The organism is Bacillus sp. FSL E2-8887 (genome assembly GCF_038007205.1).
Taxonomy (GTDB): Bacteria; Bacillota; Bacilli; order Bacillales; family Bacillaceae_G; genus Bacillus_A; species Bacillus_A mycoides.
This window is the reverse complement of the sequence record NZ_JBBOWS010000001.1, coordinates 2,992,588-3,015,822: the sequence shown is the minus strand read 5'-3', so window position 1 is coordinate 3,015,822 and position 23,235 is coordinate 2,992,588. Positions and strand designations below refer to the sequence as shown.

Below are 23,235 nucleotides of genomic sequence, written 5' to 3'. Positions count from 1 at the left end.
AAGATAATAAAGAATATTCAATTAACAATTAAAGGAAGAGATATAAATGAAGCTGCCACTATTACAAGTAGAGACAGAGAGACTGATTATTCGTCCATTTCAAAAAGAGGATTATGAAAGTTGGTTAGATGGATTCAATAAGAGGTTACCATCTCAATATAAATACGATGATGGCTATCATGACATGTCGTCTTCAACGAAAGAATGGTTTACGGAATGGATAAGAGGATTTGATGAGGCGGCAAGACGGGATGAAATGTACGTTCTAGGTATTTTTCAGAAAGAAGATGGTGCCAATATTGGAAAGCTAGAACTTATAAAAATTTTACGTATGGACTATCAATGGGCGATGATGGGTTACTCTATTCATAATCAACATTGGAAAAATGGATACGGAGCAGAAAGTGTAATAGCTGCGCTGCCGTTATTTTTTAATGGCCTTCAATTTCATAGAATCGAATTACATATACATATCGATAATGAGCCATCTATTCGTCTTGCAGAAAGAGCAGGATTTTCCTTTGAATGTAGGAGAGAGGCATTTTCTATGGGGAATGGTAAGTGGGCAGATTTTCTTAATTATTATAAAAATAATGAAACGAACAAATAAGGGGATAAAAAATGAAGACTATAAACGTATTTCATTACGACGCATTTACGAATAAACCAAATATGGGAAATCCAGCAGGTATTGTATTAGAGGCGGATGGATTAACGGAAGAGGACATGCAGCGTATTGCTGAAAAAGTTGGATTTAACGAAACATCTTTCGTTCTTTCTTCAGAAGTAGCAGATATAAGAATGCGCTATTTTACACCAGGGTTTGAAATGGATTTATGTGGTCATGGGACAGTTGGAACTATATATGCCTTGCGTGAAAGAGGTTTATTAGAAGAAAAAACAAACCTTACGATTGAAACGAAGGCAGGTATTTTACCGATACAAATAGGTGCAAATGAAAATGGAGAAACCTTTATTAAAATGAGGCAGGTAGCACCTCAGTTTAAAGATTTTGCAGGTTCAAAAGAAGAATTAGCTCATAGTATCGGGTTAGAAGTAACTGATTTAGATGCAAGTGTACCAATTGTATATGGAAGTACGGGGAACTGGACTGTAATTGTACCGATTAAAAATCTAGATGCATGTGAAAGAATGAAACCTAAAAATGAGGCGTTTCCATCGGTATTAAAAGAAATACCTAAGGCTTCTATCCATCCAGTTTGTCTAGAAACTTATGATGAACAGGTGCAAATGCACGGTCGTCATTTTTCATCACCTTATGCTGGAACGATTGAAGATCCAGTGACAGGAACAGCTTCAGGTGTAATGGGAGCGTATTATGCGACGTATTTGGAGAAAGATTTTGACCATGAATTGGAGTTAATCGTTGAGCAAGGACAGGAAATAAATAAAGATGGTCGTGTAATGGTTTATGTAACGAAAGATGTAGAAAATGAGAAGTTACAAATAGATATTGCGGGAACAGCGGTGTATGTGAAAGAGTTTGAATTTTCAATATAAAGTGAAACTTTAATCAGTGGGGGTTTTGTTCATCCCCCACCTAACTTCTTTGCTTCCGCTGAATTTTGAGGTGGAGGTCTTACTGCACGGCAAATAGCGGGATAAAAAAAGAAAGCCCGGAATACATCCAGACTTTCATTATCTATTCAACACTTCAATATACGAAGCATCTCCAGTTGTTCTTAAAGCAGAGCGGAAATTGTTGTTTTCTAACGTTTTAGCGACTTGTTGTAATTGCTGTGCATCATCATGATGGATAAGTAAGCTGTCGGCACCGCTTTCTTCTATATGAATGTGTTCGACACTTCCAATGGCATCATGTACTGCTTTTAAAAATTCAGGTTTCATATTGTCCTCCTAATATGTATGTAACGTTGTTGTTAGTATTTCCTTATTTTTGAAATATAAAAGTAAATGATTTTTTGTTATATTAAGATTTTGGAAGGGGTTTCCTATTCGTTTGTCAAATAATAGTAAAGTTGTCTTTTTAATTGAGGGAATCTTCGGAATTAAAGGGTGAGAGAATGGACATTTCAATAATTGTTGCACAGCTAGTTAAGGAGAAAGTTATTTCACATGATCCAAATAGTGTAAAAGCGTTGAACGGAGGAACGACAAGTACTGTATATTTGTTGGACGAAAAATATGTAGTAAAGCTGAATGAAGCGGAAATAATACGTGAAGAAGCTAATTTTCTCTCATTTTATGAGGAGAATAGTTTATTTTCAAAGCTTTTGTATAAGGAACCTTTACATACATATTTCGTGTATTCTTTCCTTGAAGGTAATACTTCGTGTAAACAAGGATATAAACGAAGTACGCTTCGTACACTTGTAAAAGAAGTTATCAATAAGTATAAAATGGTTCCAGGGGCAGAAGGCTGGGGATGGAAAGAAAGTTCGGTTCAATCTTGGAATGAATTTTTAACGGCAAATGTGATGGAAGCTTATGAAAATGTAAGACGTTACATAAGTGAGGAAGATTATAGAATTGTTCTTAAACTAGCAAATAGGGAAGCCGGAGTAAATCAGCCATTTTTATTACATGGTGATTGCGGATTCCATAACTTTATATTTCAAGAAAATAAGTTATATGGCGTGATAGATCCGTTACCAGTGTTAGGGGATCCTCTATATGATTTAATTTACGCGTTCTGTTCAACTCCGGAAGATTTAACAAAAGAAGTGATTGGTTATGCGATAAAACCATGTATATTTCATAAAAAAGAACGAGATTTATATGAGGAAATAGTCATAGGTTTATATTTGCGTATAGATACATGTTTGAGACACCACCCGAAAGATTTAGAAGATTACTTAGTAGCTTGGCGTTATTGGATGAACGAAATTGAGCCGGCTTTATAGTACAAATAGTTTGGGGGAGATAGTGAAATGAACATAGCAGAAGCAAAACGAGATTTAGCACAAAGAACGAAGAGGGGAATTCCTGTTATAATAGCTGGTATTTTGTTTTGGATTGTAGCGAGTGTAACGGGTATTCTTCTTTCAGAAAAACAAGTTGTGTGGGTGTATTTAATTGGTATGGGTTGTGTATTTCCTTGTGGCTTAATGATAGCTGCTATATTGAAAATTGATATGTTTGCGAAAGGAAATTCGCTAGGGACTTTAGCTGGAATAATTGGTGGGATAAATGTATTAAATATTCCGTTAGTGTTACTTGCATATTTTCAATTTCCAGAATGGTTACCTTTTGTAGTAGCAATGTTAATAGGTGTTCATTTTGTACCGTACGTATGGATTTATGAAAGTAAAAGTTATGGTGTATTGTCAGTAGGAACCGTATTTGTGACGTCAGTTTGCGGGATTCTTTTTGCAGACAATGGACTTATTGTAATTCCATTGTCAGTTACAGCTGTCTATTTACTGACTCTAATAGGTTTAGTAATCGAAAATAAAAAAGCAGAAAACGATCAACAAATATCAGCTTAGCAAAAAATTAAAGGGATAGGGGAATAACTATGAATAATTTCGTTTGTACAACGTGTGGCGTGCAGTATGCAGCGAGTGTGGAAGAACCGGTAAGTTGTGTTATTTGTGATGAGGAGAGACAATATGTTAATCCGAAAGGGCAGTCTTGGACGAGTTTAGAAAACTTGCAAACGAGTGATACATATAAAAATGAAATTATAGAAGAAGAAAATGGGCTTTATAGTATTACGACAAAACCAGAATTTGCGATCGGTCAGACGGCATTTGTAGTAAAAACAGAGTCATATCGTTTGTTATGGGATTGTATTACTTATTTAGATGACACGACAATTGAGAAGGTAAAAGAGTGGGGCGGATTAGATGCGATTGCACTATCCCATCCGCATTATTATTCAACGCAAGTAGAATGGGCAGAAACATTCGATGTACCAATTTATATACATGAAGACGATAAAGAGTGGGTGATGCGTCCAAGTAGTCGTATTATTTATTGGTCTGGTGAGTCTTTACAATTAGCAGATGGGATTACTGTACATCGTCTCGGAGGGCATTTTAGCGGCGGTTCTGTATTACATTGGGAAGAAGGAAATGATGGGAAAGGTATATTATTAACAGGTGATATCATTCAAGTTGTAGCGGATCAGCAGTGGGTAAGCTTCATGTATAGCTATCCAAACTTAATTCCATTACCGGCGAGAAAAGTTGAGGAAATGGCGAATCGAGTGAAACCGTTACAATTTAATCGTTTATATAATGCTTTTCACCGAGTAGTAAAAGAAAATGCAAATGAGGCAGTGGAACGTTCTGCTGAAAGATATATGAAAGCGATAGAAGGAAAGCTGTTTCATACGTAAAAGGAGTGCTAGATTAATGAAAACGTTAGTATGCTTTGGCGATAGTATTACAGCTGATGAAATACTTTTTGATGGAACACCGAGATTAACACCACGTTTGCAAGAGATGTTTCCAAATTGGAAAGTGGTTAATGGGGGTGTTCCAGGTGATAATACTTTCGATGCGTTAAATAGGATAGAAGATGATGTACTATCGCATAAACCAGACTTTGTAACGGTTTTTCTTGGTACAAATGATGCGGTCTCTTTTTCTCAAGTATCATTACAAGTATACAAAGAAAACTTAGAGAAGATTGTAAGCATGATTTCACCAGAAAAAGTATTACTTATTAGTCCTGCACCAGTTGATGAAGAAAGACAGCATAATAGAACGAATGAAGTACTCGGCCAATATGCAGACGTGGTTGAGGAAGTGGCGAAAGAAACAAGAAGTCATTTTTTAAATTTGTATGCTGAAATGATTCAAGAACAGCATTATAAAAAATTTGTAGAAGATGATGAAAAAGACGGTTTACACTTTGGACCACAAGGTTATGAGTATTTAGCGAAGTTAATTTGTGAAAAATTAAAAGGGATTCTGTAAGAAGCAAAGCTTGGGCGCTTTGCTTTTTTTGTATTCACATAAGTAAAATATAGTATCTTTTCGCAAGGGCATTGTAGCAAGGCAAAAATGCAAACACCTTAATATATTCTAATTAATCACAGAAATAGACAATTCCTGTACTAAATGTTTAGTACCTATAGCACTTTAAAGTACATACATTTTTAATGTGTTAAATATAATTCATAATAGCACCAGTAAGAAGAAAACAAGCGTTACGGTACTATAGAATCTGGTAATTCTAAAAAATGCCAATGTGGTATAAGACAATTAGGGAGGTTAAAGATATGAGTACTTCAAATTTGAGTGAAATAAGTAAACAAATATTAATAGAGGAGGAAACACTTCAATTTTCCTCTTTTACAAATGAAGATGCCTTGCAATTAGGTTTATATATCGTTGAAACAGCAAAGCGAGAGGGGAAATTGATTGCTGTTGATATAGCCAAAAATGGTGTGCAATTATTTCATTTCAAGATGACGGGGACAACTGAGGAAAATACGAAATGGATTGAGCGTAAAAAACGGGTCGTTTCCCTGCATAATCATAGCTCGTATTATATGCAGATAGAAAGTGAAATAAGCGGAGTTCCATATCATGAAAAATACCGTTTAGATGGCTCGGAATATGCTGCGTTTGGTGGATGCTTTCCTATCCAAATAAAAAACGTAGGGGTTATTGGGATGATAACAGTCTCAGGATTACCACCAGAAGTAGATCATGAATTGGTTATAAGAGCAGTTAAAAATCATTTAAATCAATAATAGAAGTAATTTTAAAGGTTAAATAAAAAGGCAAAAATGAACATATTCCTGTTCGTTTTTGCCTTTTTATTATTTATTTAAGGAAATGGACAGGGAGATGATATCCCTAAAAAGTACAAAGAGAATGTAGCGTGGATTCTAAGGGTCAACGTTTTCCTAGTAAACAACCATTTAAAGATATTATGAAATAAAAAATCTTCAATTCGAAACACTTTGCTTGACGATTATAATCTATGTAGTTAATATGATACACATAAAATAACTTAATTACTTTTAATAATTAAGTTATTTTATATAAGTCACGGTAGGTAAGTAGAATGTGGTAAAAATGCTTTGAATTGCCACTATTAATATTGGGGACAATTAGAAAGCGACAACTATAAAAAATTAGAAGTTAAGAAATAAGATTGGATCAACAATAATAGTAGCTTCTGTACAATGCATTTTTACTATAGTGACAATGACTATACATCACGAGGGGGGACTGAAATTGGAATCAATGACCTTTGTTTTATTTGGAGCAACAGGGGATTTAGCTAAAAGAAAAATTTACCCCGCGCTATATAACTTATATAGAGATCAAAAGCTTCCAAAGCGAATATCCGTTATTGGGCTTGGAAGGCGTGAAGTATCTCATTTAGATTTTCAAAAAAGAATAAAAGAATCCATAGAAACTTTTTCTCGTCGCAGAGAAGAAGGTACTCCGAAAATAGAAGATTTTTTAGAGTATTTTCGTTATTGTCCGTTAGATGTGAATAAGCCAGAAGATTATAAAAGGTTATTACAAGTAGTTCGTGAAAGGGAAGAAGAACAAAATATACAAGGGAATAGAATGTTCTACCTTTCAGTTACTCCGGACTTCTTTGAGACAATTGCTTTAAATATTAAAGAAAGTGGACTTGATAAAACGGATGGATGGAAGCGCCTGATGATTGAAAAACCGTTTGGTCATGACCTTAAATCTGCCCGAGAGCTGAATGATAAGCTTAGCCGAACGTTTGAAGAAGACGAAATATACCGTATTGATCATTATTTAGGTAAACCGATGATTCAAAATATTGAAGCACTTGAATTCGCAAATCCTGTTCTCCAATCGATTTGGAATAAAGAACATATTGCGAATGTACAAATAACAGCTAGTGAAACGGTTGGGGTAGAAGAAAGGGCAGGATATTATGATCATGCAGGAGCCATTCGCGATATGGTTCAAAATCATATGTTGCAAATATTAATGATGACTGCTATGAATTTGCCGGAAAAAATTAATGCATGTGAAATTCGTGAGGAAAAACGAAAAGTGATGGAGACTCTTCGTAAAGTGAAAAAAGAAGACGTTCAGAACCATATCGTTCGCGGGCAATATGCTTCAGGGGAGATAAAAGGACAACAAGTTGTAGCGTATAGGGAGGAGCCAGGAGTAAATCCTTCTTCTCAAACAGATACATTTGTTGCGGCTCGCCTATGGATCGATAACCCATTTTGGACTGACGTTCCCTTTTATATACGAACAGGAAAAAGAATGAAAGAAAAGTCTACTCGTATTGTAATTGAGTTTAAAAATACATTAAAACAGCAATATCAAGATAGTAATCCAAATGCAGAGCCTAATTTGTTAATCATTGAAATTAGCCCAAATGAAAATGTTTCACTCCAATTAAATAGTAAAAATCCATTGAACAATGGAGAGCTTGAACCGATCCGTATTCATTTTACTTGTGAGCAAACAGGAGTGGGAATACCTGAAGCCTACGAAAGGCTTATCTATGATGCTGTATGCGGAGATTCTACATTCTTTGCACATTGGAGAGAAGTTGAGTTGTCGTGGGAGTGGGTGCAGCCAATACTTGAAGCATTCGAAGAAAATTTGTTACCTCTTCATGAATATGAGTCTGGCTCGTATGGTCCGGATACTGCTCATGCTCTATTACAAGAAAGTGAATTTAAATGGTGGTTAGATGAAGGATTGAAAAAATAAGTACATTCTTATAAGTAAAGCAATATGAAAAAAGATATTCATCATTTTATTAACATGTATTTATGATGAAAGGTAATTCAAGGAGGAATTATATTATGAGAGTAGGATTAATTGGTTTAGGTAAAATGGGATTAAATTTAGGGAAGAATTTAATGGATCATAAACATGAAGTAGCTGCATTCGATTTAAATACGAGTGCGGTGGAAGAAATGAAAGAGTATGGTGCTACAGGTGTATCTAGTTTAAGCGAACTCGTTCAATCATTGGAATCACCAAGAATTCTTTGGGTAATGGTTCCGCACGCTGTTGTTGATTCTGTTATTAATGAGGTTACACCGTTGTTATCAAAAGGAGATATTTTAATTGAAGCTGGGAATTCACATTATAAAGAGTCTATTCGCCGATATGAGCAACTAAAGACAGATGGCATTCACTTTATGGATGCAGGAACTTCTGGCGGAATGGAAGGTGCTCGAAATGGTGCTTGTTACATGATCGGAGGAGACCAAGAAGCTTGGGACATCGTTGAACCTATCTTCCGAGATACAGCTGTAGAAAATGGATACTTATATGCTGGCAAAGCTGGTAGTGGTCACTTTTTAAAAATGATTCACAACGGAATTGAATACGGAATGATGGCTGCTATTGGTGAAGGATTTGAGGTTTTAGAGAAGAGTGAATTTGACTACGATTATGAAAAAGTATCAAAAGTATGGAACAACGGTTCAGTCATTCGCTCTTGGTTAATGGAATTAACTGAAAATGCATTTTCTAAAGATGCAAAACTGGATGAAATTAAGGGCGTTATGCATTCTTCTGGTGAAGGGAAATGGACAGTAGAAACAGCATTAGACCTTCAAACAGCAACTCCTGTTATCGCGATGTCTTTATTAATGCGCTACCGCTCATTAGACAATGATACGTTTACAGGAAAAGTTGTAGCAGCTCTGCGCAATGAATTTGGCGGACATGCAGTAGAAAAGAAATAAACATTTTAAAATTATAACTCGTTAGCGTTTAAAAAATGGAGGGAATGAATCATGAAGTTTTTTATCGATACTGCAAATCTTGAGGACATAAAAAAGGCATATAAACTAGGGGTTTTAGCTGGCGTTACAACGAATCCTTCTTTAGTAGCGAAAGAGGGCATTAAGTTTGAAGACCGTATTGCAGAAATTTGTCAGGCAGTACCTAACGTTGAATCTGTTTCGGCAGAAGTAACTCCAGATGTTGTTGCAGCTGAAGAAATGATCTCCCAAGCAGAAGAACTAATTAAAATTAACGGTGGCGATAAAAACATCACGATAAAACTTCCGATGACATTAGCAGGATTAGAAGCTTGTCGCTATCTTACAGAAAAAGGTGTGAAAACGAACGTTACACTTATTTTCACTGTGAACCAAGCTCTTTTAGCTGCCCGAGCAGGTGCAACGTACGTTTCTCCATTTTTAGGTCGCTTAGATGATATTTCTGAAGATGGCGTATTATTAGTTGCTAAAATTGCTGAATTATTCGATGTTCATCAATTAGATACACAAATTATTGCGGCTTCTGTCAGACACCCAGACCATGTCACTCGTGTAGCGATGGCAGGTGCTCACATTGCAACAATTCCTTATAAAGTCATTGAACAACTTGCTATGCATCCACTAACAGATCAAGGTATTGAAAAGTTTGCTGCGGATTGGGCGAAAGCGCCTAAGTTATAATGAAATGAAGATTTCACTTTTCAAAATAGCACTATAGTTATGAAAAGGACCTCCTTATGAGAGAGAAGCTTATTAAAACGTAGCTCTCATAAGGGAGCGTCTTTTTTGTATACATCATGGTGCTCTTTTGTTATAGGAATAATTTGAAAGGGGTTACATAGTGAGCTCGAAATATATGATTGGTGTAGATATTGGGACAACTAGTACAAAATCAGTTTTGTTTTCGATTGATGGATCAGTTATTGCAAGTCATGGGATTGAATATCCTTTATATTCTCCCGCACCAGAAACAGCAGAACAAGATCCAGAAGAGATTTTTCAAGCGGTCATACATACGATTAAAGAAACTATACAATCAAGTAATGTGCAGCCAGTTGATATTTTTTGTGTTTCTTTTAGTTCGGCAATGCATAGTGTCATTGCTGTAGACGAAGCAGGGAAGCCGTTAACGAGATGTATCACTTGGGTAGATAATAGAAGCGCCAGCTGGGCAGAAAAAATAAAGAATGATATGAATGGTCATGAAATTTACCTTCGTACTGGAACACCAATCCATCCTATGACACCACTTTCGAAATTAGTTTGGCTTAAGAATGAACATGATGAGTTGTTTGCAAAAAGCTATAAATTCATCTCTATTAAAGAGTATGTTTTCTATAAGTTATTTAAGGAATATGTAATTGATTATTCTATTGCATCAGCAACAGGAATGTTCAATTTGAAATCTTTAAAATGGGATGAGGAAGCTCTTCGTGTTGCAGGAATTACCGATGAAAAGTTATCTACAGTTGTTCCAACGACGCACAGTTTAATAGGGATAAATGAAGAACTTGCAAGAGAGATGAATGTACTTGTTGCTACTCCTTTTATAATCGGTGCGAGTGATGGGGTACTATCGAATTTAGGTGTAAATGCAATAGAACCTGGAGTAGTTGCTATTACAATTGGTACGAGCGGTGCAGTGCGAGTTGTCACAAATCATCCTGTAACGGATCCGAAAGGTAGGACTTTTTGTTATGCGTTAACTGAGGACCTTTGGGTAATTGGTGGACCGGTTAATAATGGTGGTATGATTTTTAGGTGGGTTCGCGACCAATTATGTACGTTAGAAGTTGAGCATGGGAAGCGTTTAGGAAAAGATCCATATGAAGTGCTTACGGAAATAGCGGCAAAAGTGAATCCTGGATCTGACGGTTTATTATTTCATCCATATTTAGCAGGCGAAAGAGCTCCTTTATGGAATGCGAATGCGCGGGGATCTTTCTTTGGGCTTGGACTACATCATAAGAAAGAGCATCTTATACGTGCTGTTTTAGAGGGGATCATTTATAACTTGTATACAGTTCTTCTTGCGTTAAAAGAACTAATTGGCGAACCGAAAAAAATTCAAGCGACAGGTGGTTTTGCAAGGTCAGAACTTTGGAGACAGATGATGGCGGATATTTTTCATCAAGACGTATACGTTCCTGAAAGTTTCGAAAGTTCTTGCCTAGGAGCGGCAATCCTCGGTTTATATAGCTTAGGTGAAGTAGATACATTACATGTAGTTTCTAATATGGTAGGTGCCAATTTTTATCATGAGCCAAACATGGAAAGTGTGGAGAAATATAAAGATTTAACACCGATCTATATTCGTTTGGCCCGTCACTTGGAAGAAGAATATGAAAGTATAGCAGCTTTTCAGAAAAAGTGGGTTTAGAGGCTATTTGGCAGAAAAATATGGTAGCGTATAAAGAGGTACTCTGATTTTTTAGGATACTCTTTCAATGAATAATAGTTTTAGGTTGCTTAGTAAGAAGTGTGATGAACAAAAACTATAGGGAGAAGGTTATGAAAATGACGGATAACAAAGAGTTTATTGGATATGTTGGAACTTACACGAAAGAAAATAGTGAAGGAATATATACTTTTACTTTAAATACGGAAGCGCAAAAAGTTAGTAATGTAACACTTGCGGCTAAGCTGGATAACCCTACATATGTAACGATTAGCAAAAGTAATCAATATCTCTATTCTGTTGTAAAGGAAGGAGAAGCTGGTGGTGTAGCTGCTTATTCGATTAATAGTCATACTGGAGAGCTAGAGGAAAAAAATAGACAAGTAGTAGTAGGGGCTTCTCCTTGTCATATTAGTGTGGATAGTGGAAACCATACGGTAGTTACAGCAAATTACCATAAAGGAACGATTGAGTCTTTTGAAGTAGATGAAGAAAATGGAACTGTAAATCCTACTGCATCTATTATGGCACATGAAGGTTCAGGTCCAAATAAAGAAAGACAAGAAAAACCACATGCACATTACGCGGGGTATACTCCTGATGAAAAATATGTGGTAGGTGTTGATTTAGGGATTGATAAAATAATTACGTATGGAATAAAAGATAGTACATTAAAAGAAGTGAATAGCTTGTCTGTGAACCCAGGAAGCGGTCCAAGGCATATTACTTTTCACCCGGACGGAAAGTACGCTTATGTGATGACTGAACTTAGTTTGGAAGTCATTGTGTTAACATATCATCCGGAAGAAGGGTCTTTTACAGAGTTGCAGTATATTTCTACTGTTCCAGAAGAGATTGATGGAAATAGTCAAGGAAGTGCTATTCATATTTCTTCTGATGGCCGTTTTGTATATGTAGCGAATCGTGGTCATAATAGTATTGCTGTTTTCAGTGTGGATCAAAATTCAGGTCAGCTTACATTTGTGGAACATACATCTACAGAAGGAAATTGGCCGAGGGACTTTGTGTTAGATCCTACTGGAAAATTTCTTATTGCTACAAATGAAAAGTCACATAATCTTGTGCTATTTTCAAGAAATGAAACGACAGGGAAGTTAACACTGTTACAATCTGATGTTGTTGTACCAGAGCCTGTTTGTGTTAAGTTTTTAAATGTTTAATTTATGATTGGTAGAATTTCTATATACCCCAAAAACAGAAAAAAGCAAAGCGATATCGCTTTGCTTTTTTCTATTTCTTTTTCGGCCTACGTACTAACTCTCCACCGCAGTTTGGGCAAACATTTTGCCTTTCCTCTGTACATGGTGCACAAAATGTGCATTCATACACGCATATGTATGCTTCAGAATCGGGCTGAAGGGAATGGTCGCAAATTTGACAGTTTGTTTTCATTTCTAATGCCATAGTAATCCTCCTTGTTATTTGAAAGTTCTTAATTTAATTATAATTAACATTGTAGTGGATGTCCTTTTTAAATGAAAAGAAATAAAAGGATTATGTTGTTGTTTGAAATGAAATAAGTCTATTTATTTTAAAATTGATTATTTATTGTAGTTGGAATATTATGAAATAGTCAAAAGACAACAGGGGGTATATATTTTGACTAATAATAACGATTATTTTCATGTAGAAGAGGATGTAAATCACAATAGTTTAAAAGCAGATTGTGAAAAGTGTTTTGGTTTATGTTGTGTAGCATTACCGTTCGCAGCGTCAATAGATTTTGCGGTGAATAAAGATGGTGGTAAACCTTGTACAAATTTACAATCAGATTATAAATGTAGTATACATAGAGATCTTAGAGGAAAAGGGTATAAAGGTTGTACAGTGTTTGAATGTTTTGGTGCTGGACAAAAGATTTCTCAAGTTACGTTTAAAGGAATTGATTGGCGGAAAGATGCTCAGCATGCGAGAAAAATGTATGATGCTTTTCCGGTAATGCATCAACTTCATGAAATGCTTTGGTATTTGAATGAGGCTATTCTATTAAAGGCGACGCAGACAATTCATAAAGAGCTGAAGGAAGCAATTGAAGAGACTGAGCGTCTTTCTAATTTAAGTCCAGATGAGTTAATGGAAGTAAATGTGCCATTACACCGTGCAGAAGTGAACATTCTCCTTTTAGAGACGAGTGAATTAGTTTGGAAAGAAATGAATGATGCACGTAAAAAACGAATCAGTCACCGAGGTGCAGACCTTATGGGAGCGAATTTAAAAAAGAGAGATTTACAAGGAGCCAATTTAAGAGGGGCGTATTTAATTGCGGCTAACCTTAATGGTACAGACTTACGCGGAGCTGATCTCATTGGAGCAGATTTGCGTGATGCAGATATTAGAGGGGCAGATTTTACGAATAGTATTTTTCTTACGCAAGTCCAAATTAATGCGGCGAAAGGGGACAAACATACGAAATTACCGAAAGTGTTGTCTCGTCCAGCACATTGGACTGTGTAAAGTGTAGGGAGTTGTAATAGTGTGGATATTTTTCAGTATTTAGAGGAAATGCAGGAAGATGTATTTTTGTTATCAGTATCTCAAATAGAATTGAAGTATTATGATATTTGTCGCACACTAGCGTCAAGTGAGGATGCGGAGCGCATTAAATTGATTCCATTAGATTCATACAAGGAAAGTATGAGGATAGGTTTGAAAGAAGCGTTAGAAATTGCTGAAAGTGAAGAAGCAAAGGCGATTTATTTTGAGTATGATCTTGATAATGAGTGGGATAGTCAGTTTTATATTTGTGACGATTATATGTTTCTTGAAGAAGATGAGGATTGGGCAAGTGATTGGACGGATGAAATAGAAGGACCATCTTTAGGAGAGTTAGCTGATATTTATGGTGAAAATGGCTTTGATTCAGATAAAAAGGCTGTAGGTATTACTTTATATTTAATCGCAAGAACGGTGTGTAGTTTTATAAGTGCATGCAGTGGATTACAAAGTAATATACCAATTTGCATCGGTTTCCACGACCAAGACCCAATTATGCGAACAGGCAGAGACTAAGTCTCTGCCTGTTTTTTTTTATACTATTTTTGCTTTTCAAAAGTAGTAATTATAACACTGCATATAATAAGGATACCACCAATGAAAAAGTTACTGTTTAACGTCTCATTTAACAGGAGCCAGCCAAGTAATGATCCTACGATCGGTTGAAAGAAGAAAAATAATGAACCGATGCTAGCATCCATTAATTCTAACCCTTTATTCCAAAGAAAAAATGCACCTGCGGTTGAGACGATTCCTAAATAGAGTACGCCTAATAATACGTACATGTTTATATGTTCAATAGGACTTGATTGGAGTTCCCATACCATGCACGGTGTAATGAAAAAGAGTGAAAAGAATATTGCGTGCGTTGTAATAATTAAAGATGAAAATCGAGCGGAAGCGATTTTTACATAAATGGATAGTAAAGCCCACGTAATAGCGGCTCCAACTAAAATGATTGTACCGATAAAATAGGAGCCGATTTCAATATCCCATCCGATAACGATAATGACACCGATTGTCGCTATTATAGTTGATAAAAGTCTACGAGCAGTTAGTTTCTCTTTTAAAAGGAGCGCTGCAAATATAACCATAAATGCAGGTGTAGCTGATGTCACTAAGGAGCCTGTATGAGCATCGGATAATTTCGTTCCGATAAATTGACATGTGATTGAAATGAAATACCCGATGAATCCAATCCAAGCAAATAATAGCCAATCTTTTTTGTGTATGGTTAATTTTTTCTTTTGCTTTTTTTCAGTTGTTTTCAAAATCGCATATAAAACAACAAAAGCGATAATAAAGCGTATCCAAACGAGTGTAAGTGGCGGAATAAAGTCGAGTACGTATTTACTAACGACGTACATACCGCCCCAAATACTTGCTGCTAGTGATAAACATATAGCTCCTAAAATTGTTTGTTTCATGTAAACTACCTCCGTCTATTTTTAGGGTATTATGAGTTCCCTAAGACGAGGCAAAGTGTATGTGTCCCGCATTAACGGGCAGTAAGCCCCCTACCTCAAAGTTCAGCGAAAGCAAAGAAGTTAGGCGGGGGATCAACTGCCCGTATATGCCCGATTGGTTCAACCAATAATCAGTGGGGAATAAAGCCCCCCACTGATTAAAGTTTCACTTTATTATATGAATGCCCGTCTTAGTTTATAGACGGCCTACAGGTTGGTCGTTTTCGAATGAAGTGTTGTAGTACATGAGCGCATTCCTCCTTCATAATTTTATAATGATATTATAACTCAATTTTCAGTTTATTGGGATGGTTATTGTACGGAGTTGATTCTTTAGAAAATGGTGGTTGTCTAAGAAAGCATAGTATATGGTAGAAAAACATATTTTTAAAATAAAAGAAACCAATTACATAACTGATAAGTATATTAAGAGTAGGATGAAAAAGTAGATTAATAGAGAAAGAGGAGGAGATTTACATTACTACAACCGTTATTTCTCATTTTTATAACGAAGAGTATTTATTGCCGTGGTGGCTTGTGCATCATACGAAACTGTTTGATCATGGTATTTTAATTAATAAAGGTTCTACAGATCGTTCGGTTGAAATTTGTAAAAAATTCGCACCGCATTGGGAAGTGCGAGATTCTACAAATCCAGAGTTTGATGCAATAGCGACAGATCATGAAGTGATGAGGGCGGAACAAGAAGTAGAAGGTTGGAAAATGATTTTAAATACGACTGAGTTTCTTTGTGTGCAAGATAAGAATCAGTTTTGGAAATCACTAAATGAATTGGGAGGGAGGATGTATTGGCTGGAAGGGCTTATTATGGTCGATAATCTTAACTATAATTATCCGGACCTTAACTTTGGAATACCTTTAATGAAACAGCGATTTCACGGTTATTTACCAGAAGATTGGGCGTTATGGAGAAGAGGTAGATTTATTCATAATCATGAACACGGAAGTTATACGGTTGGAAGACATTTATCCGCGCATGAATCTATGATTTATCCGCCTCTTGCTTGCATATTATGGTTTGGATTTAGTCCGTGGAACGATGCGATGAGAAAGAGAAAATTACAAATTGGTCCGACTCTTTCTGAAGCTAGTAAGCATGGGGGAATGGGAACGCATCATATTATTACACCCGAAAAATTAGAAGAATGGTATAGGGATTTAGCGAGAGGAACGAAGGATTTACGTTTTAGTGATGCATATCGGTATGCTTTTGTATAAATGATTCCCACCATAAAATTGTTTCTTCAATTCCTGTATTTAGATCGTATGTTGGTTTCCAGTTTACTTCAGTGTTTAAACGTTCTACATTAACGCCGACAAATAAAGGTTCATCTTTAGAGAAAGGGATCGCACCTAATTTAATTAAATGTTCTTTTCCTATCTTTTTAGCAATGATAGAAGCTAATTCTTTAATTTGTACAGATTGACCAGAAGCGATATTGATTGTGCCTGTAACATTGCGTTCTAATACTGTTACGAGAGCATCAGCGACGTCACCCACATGGAGGAAATCTCTTGATTGTTTTCCATGTGTACATAGTGCTTCCTCATTTTTTAATAAAGAAGTGATAATGTTAGAAACGAGCCGATTTCCTTGTTCGTGAGGGCCATACATATGAAAAATTCGTCCCCAACATACGCTGAGGCTGGTTTGCCCAGCGTATGATTGTAGCCAGGAATGTAGTGTGTTTTTACATAATGAATACGGGGTTTTATAGGAAAGAAGCGGTGAATCTTCAAATAATACGCCGTTAAACCATTCATACTCTGCGCCAGTACCTGCAACAATGACTCGCTTTCCACCGCATGATGTGAAGTGTTGAATCAATGAGATACTGCACGTAAGCCAATAGTAATTATTAATAGATACATAACACGCTGGCGGCACTGCTTCCCAAGCTAAATGAATGAGATGACTAGGTTTAATGTCGTAAATGAGTTTTTTTACTTCTTCATCGCAAAGTAAGTTTACTTTATGCCAATGGCAAGAAAGGTGAGAAGGCTTATTTGTATTGTAAGTGGCGTGCACCTCATAGCCCTTTTGTATAAGAGAATTTACAACATATTTACCAATCCATCCACTACCGCCTGTTACAAGGATTTTTTTCATGGCTCAATCACCTCAACTTCTGGAATCGTTACTAAAAATTTGCCGCCCCATTCACGAATGAAAGAGCATTCTTTCATAATTTCATCTTTTAAATTCCAAGGAAGTATGAGAATGTAATCGGGTTTTGTACGTTTAATTTCTTCTGGAGATTTTATTGGAATGCGGGTACCTGGTAGAAGGAGATTTTGTTTGTGAGGGTTTTTATCTACTGTATAAGCTAGAAATTCTTTTCCTATCCCGCAATAATTTAAAAGGGTGTTTCCTTTAGCGGGAGCACCGTAACCGATAATTTGTTTGTTTAAAGCTTTTGCTTTGATAAAAAACTTTAAAATACTTATTTTCAATTGTTCTATGCGTTTAGAAAAAAGGAGATAGCAATCTAAAGTATCTAGCCCGTGATCTATTTCTTTTTGGATTATATTTGTAACACTGGAATGGATAGTGGATGAGTCACTGTGATGGTTTACAAAAATACGCAATGAACCACCGTGCGTTGCAAGTTCTTCTACCTCGACAATTTGTAAATGATGATGCGCTAAAACTTTTTGAAGACTTATAAGAGAGAAGTAAGAGAAGTGCTCATGATAGATTGTGTCAAACTGTTTAAAGGATATGAGGTTCAATAAGTGCGGGAATTCAATTGTTATCGTGCCATCTTGTTTTAATAATGTTTTTAAACCGGCAACAAAATCATGCAAGTTTGGAACGTGTGCTAATACGTTATTTGCGACGATTAAATCAGCTTGTGGTAATTTTTTTGCTAAGTCATTGCTGAAAAAATTCACTTCAGTAGGAATTCCTTTTTGGATAGCGATTTCTGCTACATTTTTTGCTGGTTCAATTCCTGACGTTTTGATATTTTCTTTTTGAAAGTATTGTAATAAGTACCCGTCGTTACTTGCGATTTCAATCACTTTCGAATGGTTTGTTAAGTTGAAACGCTTAATCGCCATTTCTACATATTGTTTAGCGTGTAGTAGCCAACTGGAGGAATAAGAGCTAAAGTATAAATAATCATGAAAAATATTGTGGGGAGATTCAAATTCATCTAATTGTACAAGTAAACAAGAGTTACAAACAAACGTGTGCAGCGGATAAAATGGCTCCATTTTATATGAGTGTTCTGGAACTACAAATGAGTTAGCGAGAGGAGAAACGCCTAAATCTAAAAAAGTATTTGTTAGTAATGAGTGGCAAAAACGGCATTTTTTTTGTTCCATTTTATAGCCCCCTTATAAATTTTTGAATGCATCGATTTGTTGTCGCGTGAAAGATTCCATATTTTCACCAGATGCATATTTTTTGTACCAATCAACAGTCCAAGCGATAGAATAATCTGTTGATAATTTAGGAGTCCAACCGAGTTTATTTACTGCTTTTGTACTATCAAGTGTTAAAATAGGTGATTCATAAAGAGTATTTGTATGAGGGGAAAGGATTGTTAGTGGTTGATTCCATAATTTTATTATAGATTGAATGACATCATGGACGGTTCTGTTAGCCTCGTTAATTGGTCCGAAATTCCATGCTTCTGCATACTCTTTATGCTTCCAAAGTTTCTCAGCTAAAAGGATATATCCATGTAAAGGATCCAAAACATGTTGCCACGGTCGGATAGCATTTTTGTTTCGAATACTTAAAGGACGGTCTTGTAAATATGCACGAATGATATCTGGGAATAAGCGATTTTCTGCCCAATCACCACCACCGATGACATTGCCTGCTCTTACTGAGGCGAGTGAAAGGGTGTTCGTGTGAAAAAAAGATTTTTGATATGATGTTGCAACTAATTCAGCGCAAGCTTTACTAGCACTGTATGGATCATAGCCCCCTAAACGGTCGGATTCTACAAATGCTCGATTACCGCTCCCATCATTCGCATAACATTTATCACTCGTAACATTAATAATGAGACGTACGCTTTCGACGTACTTTGCTGCTTCTAATATGTGAACAGTGCCTAAGACGTTTGTTTTAAATGTATCAATAGGATCTTTGTATGAAGTGGTGACGATTGGTTGAGCTGCTAAATGAAATATCATATCAGGTTTGTGCTGTTTTATGGCATGGAATAAAGAATCGTAATCTGTAATGTCTCCTTCAATTGTAATGCACTCTTTTGCTGCGTTACATTGTTCAAAAAGGTTAGGAGTTGAGGGAGGGTGAGAAGAGTAGCCGATTACTTCTACGCCTAAAGAAGTTAAAAAAAGGGTGAGCCATGAGCCTTTAAAGCCAGTATGTCCTGTAATAAATACTTTTTTCTTATTCCAAAAAGATGATGAAGTCATATTACCAGACCTTCCATGGAGCGTCATTATTTTCCCATAGCTCGACTAATTTATTTTTATCGCGCAATGTATCCATCGGATGCCAAAAACCAGTATGCTGAAATGCTGCCAGTTCATTTTTGTTTACTAACTGAACTAAAGTTTCGGTTTCAAAAACAGACTTATCTCCACTAATGTAATTGAAAATATCATGATTTAAAACAAAAAATCCACCGTTAACCCATCCACCATCACCTAGTGGTTTTTCTTGAAAGGATGTGACAGATTGTTTATCTAAAACGAGAGAACCAAATCTACCAGGAGGTTGTACGGCTGTAACAGTAGCCATTTTTCCGTGTTTTTTATGAAATGCAATAAGTTCTTTTATATTTACATTACTTAATCCATCACCATAAGTGAGACAGAAAGGTTCGTCTCCAACATAATTTTTTATCTTTTTAACTCGTCCACCTGTTTCGGTATTTAGACCAGTATCAATTAATGTAACTTTCCATGGTTCTATAGGATGAGAATGGCTAGTAATTGTGTTATTGCTTAAATGTATTGTGAAATCTGACATGTGTAAGTTGTAATTTAGAAAAAACTCTTTAATTGCATATCCTTTATAGCCTAAGCAAATAATAAACTCAGTGATCCCATAATGGCTAAACAAACTCATAATGTGCCATAGAATAGGTTTTGTTCCAATCTCAATCATAGGTTTTGGTTTTAAATGTGTTTCTTCCCCAATTCTTGTACCGTATCCACCAGCAAGAATAACAGCTTTCATTTTTTCCTCCTAAAATAAAAATTTATAATATATACAGTATTCATATTTTATGCAAATGAGATTGTTTTTGATTAAGCGGATGAAATGGTGTGAGGTGATGACCATGCAAAAAACATTATGGTTTAAACTTTGGAAATAATTCTTGATATTCAGGATTATTACGGAGGTCTTGAGTTACGTTACTAAGCTCTAAAAAACGTGTTTCCAGTTCTTCAGGAGATTGACCGTAATGTGTTTGGAGTCCCATTTGAACACCTATTTTTGAAAGGGTAGGTGTAATTTGTAATTTTCTTGCCTTTGACTGTTCATTCCAAGGGCTAAAATAAAATTTTAAAATAAATGAAGGATAGTCATAAACTATATTCCCGTGCCGCGAATAATGTCTACCAGGTAAATATGCACCATCTAGATGATTGTGAATAAATCTCCAGGCACATCCGAGTTTTGGGTTATAAGGGAAGACGCCGTGGTATCGTTGTTCTACTAATGGGATAGAGTATCTTGGCTTTGAATAATTGTACTTATGGCTATCTATCATTAAAATCATTCTAATCGCATACATATTTTGTCCTAGTGCATGAAGAGATGAGAAAAACTCTTCTGTATTATTACAACAAAAGAATTCAGTAGTATTTAAAACGATTTTCCAACCTGAAATTTCTCTTTCAATTCCCATCACTTCAATATCAGTATTTGTTGGATCAAACTCAAGAAATCTGGAATCTCGCACTTCCCAGTGGGGTGCGAATAATTTACAAATCTCTACGGAACGATCAGTAGAACCTCTATTAATTAATATGCCGTGATCAAATATTTTTGTATGATGCATAAGCCACCATGGAAGTAGGTATTCTTCATTATAAAAATGAGAAATGATAGTTTTTTTAATATTAATCTCCTCCTATACAAGCAATCGTTATTAGTAAGGTATGCTGTTAAATAAGAAAGGTTGAAAGGAAAAAGCTGTATAGTTATAGATTAATTGTTTTTATTAATAAAGGATGAAATTTAGAAATTTGTATAATTTGTGAATGATAACCATCACGTTTGACTGTACAGTTTATGTATTGTATGATAATAGTAATATAAACAAGGGGGGAAGATCGTTGGGAAGGTGTATCGAATCGGACAGTTGGCTCTCATGGCTCACGTGTCGAAACGAACGATTGACTATTATACGAATCTAGGTATCTTAAAAGCGGAGCGATCTCAATCTAATTATCGCTATTACGACGAAACAGCATTTGAGACATTACAATTTATTGAGAAGTGCAAAGAAATGCATATGCCGCTTTGTGAGATTAAAGAGAAGATCGAGGAGAAGAAGCTGCTCGGTATCAATGAACACGTTTCGAAACAAGTGAATGAAGTGACAGACCATATTCATAGATTAGAAGCAGAGCTAACGGAGTTAAAGCCTCTTTTAGATGAATTGACTGATTCACAACGTGAAAAAATATCGAAATCTTTATCAGGTCAAACGACAGCTTTAATACAGACACTTGCTCTATTATTATAGAATAAGTGAAATCCGACCTCTTTAATTTTTGTATCGGGCTATGTTTTCTAATGAACAAATAAGAAAACATTATAGTATACAGGAGGTGGACACCTTAGTTTTTTAACTAAGGGGATTCATTGGAAATATTTAATTTAGTCATGGTTGCGATTTTAATCGCATTTACTGGATTTTTCGTAGCAGCAGAGTTTGCGATTGTTAAGATACGTTCAAGTCGCATTGATCAGCTTGTTGCGGAAGGGAAACGCGGTGCGTTAGCAGCGAAAAAGGTAACAACAAATTTAGATGAATATTTATCTGCTTGTCAATTAGGTATTACAGTTACAGCGATGGGATTAGGTTGGTTAGGTGAACCGACAATCGAAAAGTTATTACACCCGTTATTTGAGAAATGGAACGTAAATCCTTCTATCTCATCAGTATTAACTTTTGGTCTTGCTTTTATGCTAATGACATATTTACACGTTGTAGTAGGGGAATTAGCTCCGAAAACGCTGGCAATTCAAAAGGCTGAAAAAGTAACGTTGTTATTGGCAACTCCGTTAATGATGTTCTATAAAATCATGTATCCATTTATTTGGGTATTGAACGGTTCAGCTCGTGTTATAACTGGTTTATTCGGTTTGAAACCAGCTTCTGAACATGAAGTAGCTCATACAGAAGAAGAATTACGTCTTATTCTTTCAGATAGCTATGAAAGTGGCGAAATTAATCAAGCTGAATACAAGTATGTAAATAATATCTTTGAATTTGATAATCGCATCGCGAAAGAGATAATGGTACCGCGTACAGAAATCGTTGGTTTCTATCTTGAAGATTCAGTAGAAGAACACATGAAAGTAATCCAAAATGAACGATACACACGTTATCCGATTTTTGGAGAAGATAAAGATGATATTATCGGTATGGTCAACGTAAAAGATTTCTTTATTCGATATATGAACAACGATCAAGAAGATTTATCATCGATTCGCACGTATATGCGTCCGATTATTGAAGTTATGGAAACGACTCCAATTCATGATTTATTACTGCAAATGCAGAAGAAGCGAATTCCAATGGCTGTTTTATATGATGAGTACGGAGGAACAGCTGGAATTGTAACGCTTGAAGATATATTGGAGGAAATCGTCGGCGAAATTCGTGATGAATATGATGAAGATGAAGCACCACCAATTCAACATGTGAACGAGTATCATAAAATTGTTGATGGAAAAGTGCTTATCTCAGAAGTAAAAGATTTGTTTGGATTACACATTGAAGAAGACGATGTGGATACAATCGGTGGATGGATTATGATGCAAAATCATGAAATCGAAGAAGGACAATACGTTGAAGCAGAAGGCTATGAATTTAAAGTGTTAGAAAAAGATGCTTATCAAATTAAACGTGTTGAAATTCAAAAAATGGAACAAGAACAAGAGAAAGCAGCAACTGTGTAAGTTGCTGCTTTTCTTC

The 23,235-nt window shown here is 35.8% G+C and carries 25 protein-coding genes; 17 read left to right on the top strand and 8 right to left on the bottom strand.

The window, feature by feature from the left end:
- Positions 1-46: 46 nt before the first annotated feature.
- Entirely contained in the window at positions 47-610 is a 564-nt protein-coding gene (locus tag NSQ08_RS15380) for a GNAT family N-acetyltransferase (protein ID WP_340776553.1), read from the top strand.
- A gap of 11 nt (positions 611-621) precedes the next feature.
- Positions 622-1,521: a PhzF family phenazine biosynthesis protein gene (locus NSQ08_RS15375; RefSeq protein WP_340776549.1), complete on the top strand. Its 900-nt coding sequence runs from the start codon at positions 622-624 to the stop codon at positions 1,519-1,521.
- 138 nt (positions 1,522-1,659) lie between these two features.
- Here NSQ08_RS15375 and NSQ08_RS15370 read toward each other — a convergent pair whose 3' ends face one another.
- Complete coding sequence (locus tag NSQ08_RS15370) at positions 1,660-1,869, bottom strand: hypothetical protein (RefSeq protein WP_044443258.1); 210 nt, start codon at positions 1,867-1,869, stop codon at positions 1,660-1,662.
- Between the two features lie 176 nt (positions 1,870-2,045).
- Between NSQ08_RS15370 and NSQ08_RS15365 the strand changes: the two genes are divergently transcribed.
- The 10 genes from NSQ08_RS15365 to NSQ08_RS15320 all read left to right on the top strand — a co-directional run bounded on the left by NSQ08_RS15365 (position 2,046) and on the right by NSQ08_RS15320 (position 12,271).
- Positions 2,046-2,885, top strand: a complete 840-nt coding sequence (locus NSQ08_RS15365; protein WP_340776543.1) for a phosphotransferase — start codon at positions 2,046-2,048, stop codon at positions 2,883-2,885.
- 27 nt (positions 2,886-2,912) lie between these two features.
- Positions 2,913-3,470 carry a DUF7010 family protein gene (locus NSQ08_RS15360; protein WP_340776540.1) on the top strand — a complete coding sequence of 186 codons (558 nt, stop codon included), beginning with the start codon at positions 2,913-2,915 and terminating at the stop codon, positions 3,468-3,470.
- A 29-nt stretch (positions 3,471-3,499) separates the two neighbouring features.
- Complete coding sequence (locus NSQ08_RS15355) at positions 3,500-4,324, top strand: MBL fold metallo-hydrolase (RefSeq protein ID WP_088031847.1); 825 nt, start codon at positions 3,500-3,502, stop codon at positions 4,322-4,324.
- Positions 4,325-4,340: 16 nt separating this feature from the next.
- Positions 4,341-4,907, top strand: a complete 567-nt coding sequence (locus NSQ08_RS15350) for an SGNH/GDSL hydrolase family protein (protein ID WP_340776533.1) — start codon at positions 4,341-4,343, stop codon at positions 4,905-4,907.
- Between the two features lie 305 nt (positions 4,908-5,212).
- Complete coding sequence (locus tag NSQ08_RS15345) at positions 5,213-5,689, top strand: heme-degrading domain-containing protein (RefSeq protein ID WP_002033314.1); 477 nt, start codon at positions 5,213-5,215, stop codon at positions 5,687-5,689.
- 490 nt (positions 5,690-6,179) lie between these two features.
- Entirely contained in the window at positions 6,180-7,664 is a 1,485-nt protein-coding gene (gene zwf, locus NSQ08_RS15340) for a glucose-6-phosphate dehydrogenase (RefSeq protein WP_002142544.1), read from the top strand.
- A 95-nt stretch (positions 7,665-7,759) separates the two neighbouring features.
- A complete protein-coding gene (gene gnd / locus NSQ08_RS15335) occupies positions 7,760-8,653 on the top strand; it encodes a phosphogluconate dehydrogenase (NAD(+)-dependent, decarboxylating) (RefSeq protein ID WP_002033317.1) in 894 nt (297 codons plus the stop codon).
- 51 nt (positions 8,654-8,704) lie between these two features.
- Positions 8,705-9,373: a fructose-6-phosphate aldolase gene (fsa, locus tag NSQ08_RS15330; protein ID WP_000667685.1), complete on the top strand. Its 669-nt coding sequence runs from the start codon at positions 8,705-8,707 to the stop codon at positions 9,371-9,373.
- A gap of 157 nt (positions 9,374-9,530) precedes the next feature.
- Positions 9,531-11,072 (top strand): gluconokinase, encoded by a 1,542-nt coding sequence (gene gntK, locus NSQ08_RS15325; protein ID WP_340780175.1) that lies wholly within the window; start codon positions 9,531-9,533, stop codon positions 11,070-11,072.
- Between the two features lie 137 nt (positions 11,073-11,209).
- A complete protein-coding gene (locus tag NSQ08_RS15320) occupies positions 11,210-12,271 on the top strand; it encodes a lactonase family protein (protein ID WP_340780173.1) in 1,062 nt (353 codons plus the stop codon).
- Between the two features lie 70 nt (positions 12,272-12,341).
- On the opposite strand, the gene NSQ08_RS15315 is transcribed toward NSQ08_RS15320, so the two are convergent.
- Positions 12,342-12,515, bottom strand: a complete 174-nt coding sequence (locus tag NSQ08_RS15315; RefSeq protein WP_001162783.1) for a DUF1272 domain-containing protein — start codon at positions 12,513-12,515, stop codon at positions 12,342-12,344.
- A 195-nt stretch (positions 12,516-12,710) separates the two neighbouring features.
- Between NSQ08_RS15315 and NSQ08_RS15310 the strand changes: the two genes are divergently transcribed.
- Together NSQ08_RS15310 and NSQ08_RS15305 are read left to right on the top strand one after the other, a co-directional pair.
- The gene (locus NSQ08_RS15310) at positions 12,711-13,565 is read left to right on the top strand and encodes a pentapeptide repeat-containing protein (protein WP_002033322.1); all 855 of its coding nucleotides are present in this window, start codon (positions 12,711-12,713) and stop codon (positions 13,563-13,565) included.
- Positions 13,566-13,586: 21 nt separating this feature from the next.
- Positions 13,587-14,120, top strand: a complete 534-nt coding sequence (locus NSQ08_RS15305) for a hypothetical protein (RefSeq protein ID WP_012261303.1) — start codon at positions 13,587-13,589, stop codon at positions 14,118-14,120.
- Positions 14,121-14,143: 23 nt separating this feature from the next.
- On the opposite strand, the gene NSQ08_RS15300 is transcribed toward NSQ08_RS15305, so the two are convergent.
- Entirely contained in the window at positions 14,144-15,031 is an 888-nt protein-coding gene (locus tag NSQ08_RS15300; RefSeq protein WP_340776522.1) for a DMT family transporter, read from the bottom strand.
- A 492-nt stretch (positions 15,032-15,523) separates the two neighbouring features.
- On the opposite strand from NSQ08_RS15300, the gene NSQ08_RS15295 reads away from it, so the two are divergent.
- The gene (locus tag NSQ08_RS15295) at positions 15,524-16,309 is read left to right on the top strand and encodes a glycosyltransferase family 2 protein (protein ID WP_080683311.1); all 786 of its coding nucleotides are present in this window, start codon (positions 15,524-15,526) and stop codon (positions 16,307-16,309) included.
- Here NSQ08_RS15295 and NSQ08_RS15290 read toward each other — a convergent pair.
- From NSQ08_RS15290 to NSQ08_RS15270, 5 genes are all read right to left on the bottom strand, one after another.
- Positions 16,278-17,201, bottom strand: a complete 924-nt coding sequence (locus NSQ08_RS15290; RefSeq protein WP_340776519.1) for an NAD-dependent epimerase/dehydratase family protein — start codon at positions 17,199-17,201, stop codon at positions 16,278-16,280. The genes NSQ08_RS15295 and NSQ08_RS15290 overlap by 32 nt on opposite strands.
- Complete coding sequence (locus NSQ08_RS15285) at positions 17,198-18,421, bottom strand: class I SAM-dependent methyltransferase (protein WP_002033332.1); 1,224 nt, start codon at positions 18,419-18,421, stop codon at positions 17,198-17,200. Before NSQ08_RS15285 ends, NSQ08_RS15290 begins: the two co-directional genes overlap by 4 nt.
- A 12-nt stretch (positions 18,422-18,433) precedes the next feature.
- On the bottom strand, positions 18,434-19,489 hold the full coding sequence (gene rfbG, locus NSQ08_RS15280; RefSeq protein ID WP_340776514.1) for a CDP-glucose 4,6-dehydratase: 1,056 nt from the start codon (positions 19,487-19,489) through the stop codon (positions 18,434-18,436).
- 1 nt (position 19,490) lies between these two features.
- Positions 19,491-20,258 (bottom strand): glucose-1-phosphate cytidylyltransferase, encoded by a 768-nt coding sequence (rfbF, locus tag NSQ08_RS15275; RefSeq protein WP_002033335.1) that lies wholly within the window; start codon positions 20,256-20,258, stop codon positions 19,491-19,493.
- A 115-nt stretch (positions 20,259-20,373) separates the two neighbouring features.
- A complete protein-coding gene (locus NSQ08_RS15270) occupies positions 20,374-21,147 on the bottom strand; it encodes a glycosyltransferase family 2 protein (protein WP_078176817.1) in 774 nt (257 codons plus the stop codon).
- Positions 21,148-21,372: 225 nt separating this feature from the next.
- On the opposite strand from NSQ08_RS15270, the gene NSQ08_RS15265 reads away from it, so the two are divergent.
- Together NSQ08_RS15265 and NSQ08_RS15260 are read left to right on the top strand one after the other, a co-directional pair.
- On the top strand, positions 21,373-21,777 hold the full coding sequence (locus NSQ08_RS15265; protein WP_012261301.1) for a MerR family transcriptional regulator: 405 nt from the start codon (positions 21,373-21,375) through the stop codon (positions 21,775-21,777).
- A gap of 119 nt (positions 21,778-21,896) precedes the next feature.
- Entirely contained in the window at positions 21,897-23,219 is a 1,323-nt protein-coding gene (locus tag NSQ08_RS15260) for a hemolysin family protein (protein WP_002142537.1), read from the top strand.
- Positions 23,220-23,235 lie beyond the last annotated feature (16 nt).

Bases quoted from the DNA above. Each gene is read 5' to 3' on its own strand.
- NSQ08_RS15380 (WP_340776553.1), top strand. From the start codon at position 47: ATGAAGCTGCCACTATTACAAGTAGAGACAGAGAGACTGATTATTCGT.
- NSQ08_RS15375 (WP_340776549.1), top strand. From the start codon at position 622: ATGAAGACTATAAACGTATTTCATTACGACGCATTTACGAATAAACCA.
- NSQ08_RS15370 (WP_044443258.1), bottom strand. From the start codon at position 1,869: ATGAAACCTGAATTTTTAAAAGCAGTACATGATGCCATTGGAAGTGTC.
- NSQ08_RS15365 (WP_340776543.1), top strand. From the start codon at position 2,046: ATGGACATTTCAATAATTGTTGCACAGCTAGTTAAGGAGAAAGTTATT.
- NSQ08_RS15360 (WP_340776540.1), top strand. From the start codon at position 2,913: ATGAACATAGCAGAAGCAAAACGAGATTTAGCACAAAGAACGAAGAGG.
- NSQ08_RS15355 (WP_088031847.1), top strand. From the start codon at position 3,500: ATGAATAATTTCGTTTGTACAACGTGTGGCGTGCAGTATGCAGCGAGT.
- NSQ08_RS15350 (WP_340776533.1), top strand. From the start codon at position 4,341: ATGAAAACGTTAGTATGCTTTGGCGATAGTATTACAGCTGATGAAATA.
- NSQ08_RS15345 (WP_002033314.1), top strand. From the start codon at position 5,213: ATGAGTACTTCAAATTTGAGTGAAATAAGTAAACAAATATTAATAGAG.
- gnd (WP_002033317.1), top strand. From the start codon at position 7,760: ATGAGAGTAGGATTAATTGGTTTAGGTAAAATGGGATTAAATTTAGGG.
- fsa (WP_000667685.1), top strand. From the start codon at position 8,705: ATGAAGTTTTTTATCGATACTGCAAATCTTGAGGACATAAAAAAGGCA.
- NSQ08_RS15320 (WP_340780173.1), top strand. From the start codon at position 11,210: ATGACGGATAACAAAGAGTTTATTGGATATGTTGGAACTTACACGAAA.
- NSQ08_RS15315 (WP_001162783.1), bottom strand. From the start codon at position 12,515: ATGGCATTAGAAATGAAAACAAACTGTCAAATTTGCGACCATTCCCTT.
- NSQ08_RS15300 (WP_340776522.1), bottom strand. From the start codon at position 15,031: ATGAAACAAACAATTTTAGGAGCTATATGTTTATCACTAGCAGCAAGT.
- NSQ08_RS15290 (WP_340776519.1), bottom strand. From the start codon at position 17,201: ATGAAAAAAATCCTTGTAACAGGCGGTAGTGGATGGATTGGTAAATAT.
- NSQ08_RS15285 (WP_002033332.1), bottom strand. From the start codon at position 18,421: ATGGAACAAAAAAAATGCCGTTTTTGCCACTCATTACTAACAAATACT.
- rfbG (WP_340776514.1), bottom strand. From the start codon at position 19,489: ATGACTTCATCATCTTTTTGGAATAAGAAAAAAGTATTTATTACAGGA.
- rfbF (WP_002033335.1), bottom strand. From the start codon at position 20,258: ATGAAAGCTGTTATTCTTGCTGGTGGATACGGTACAAGAATTGGGGAA.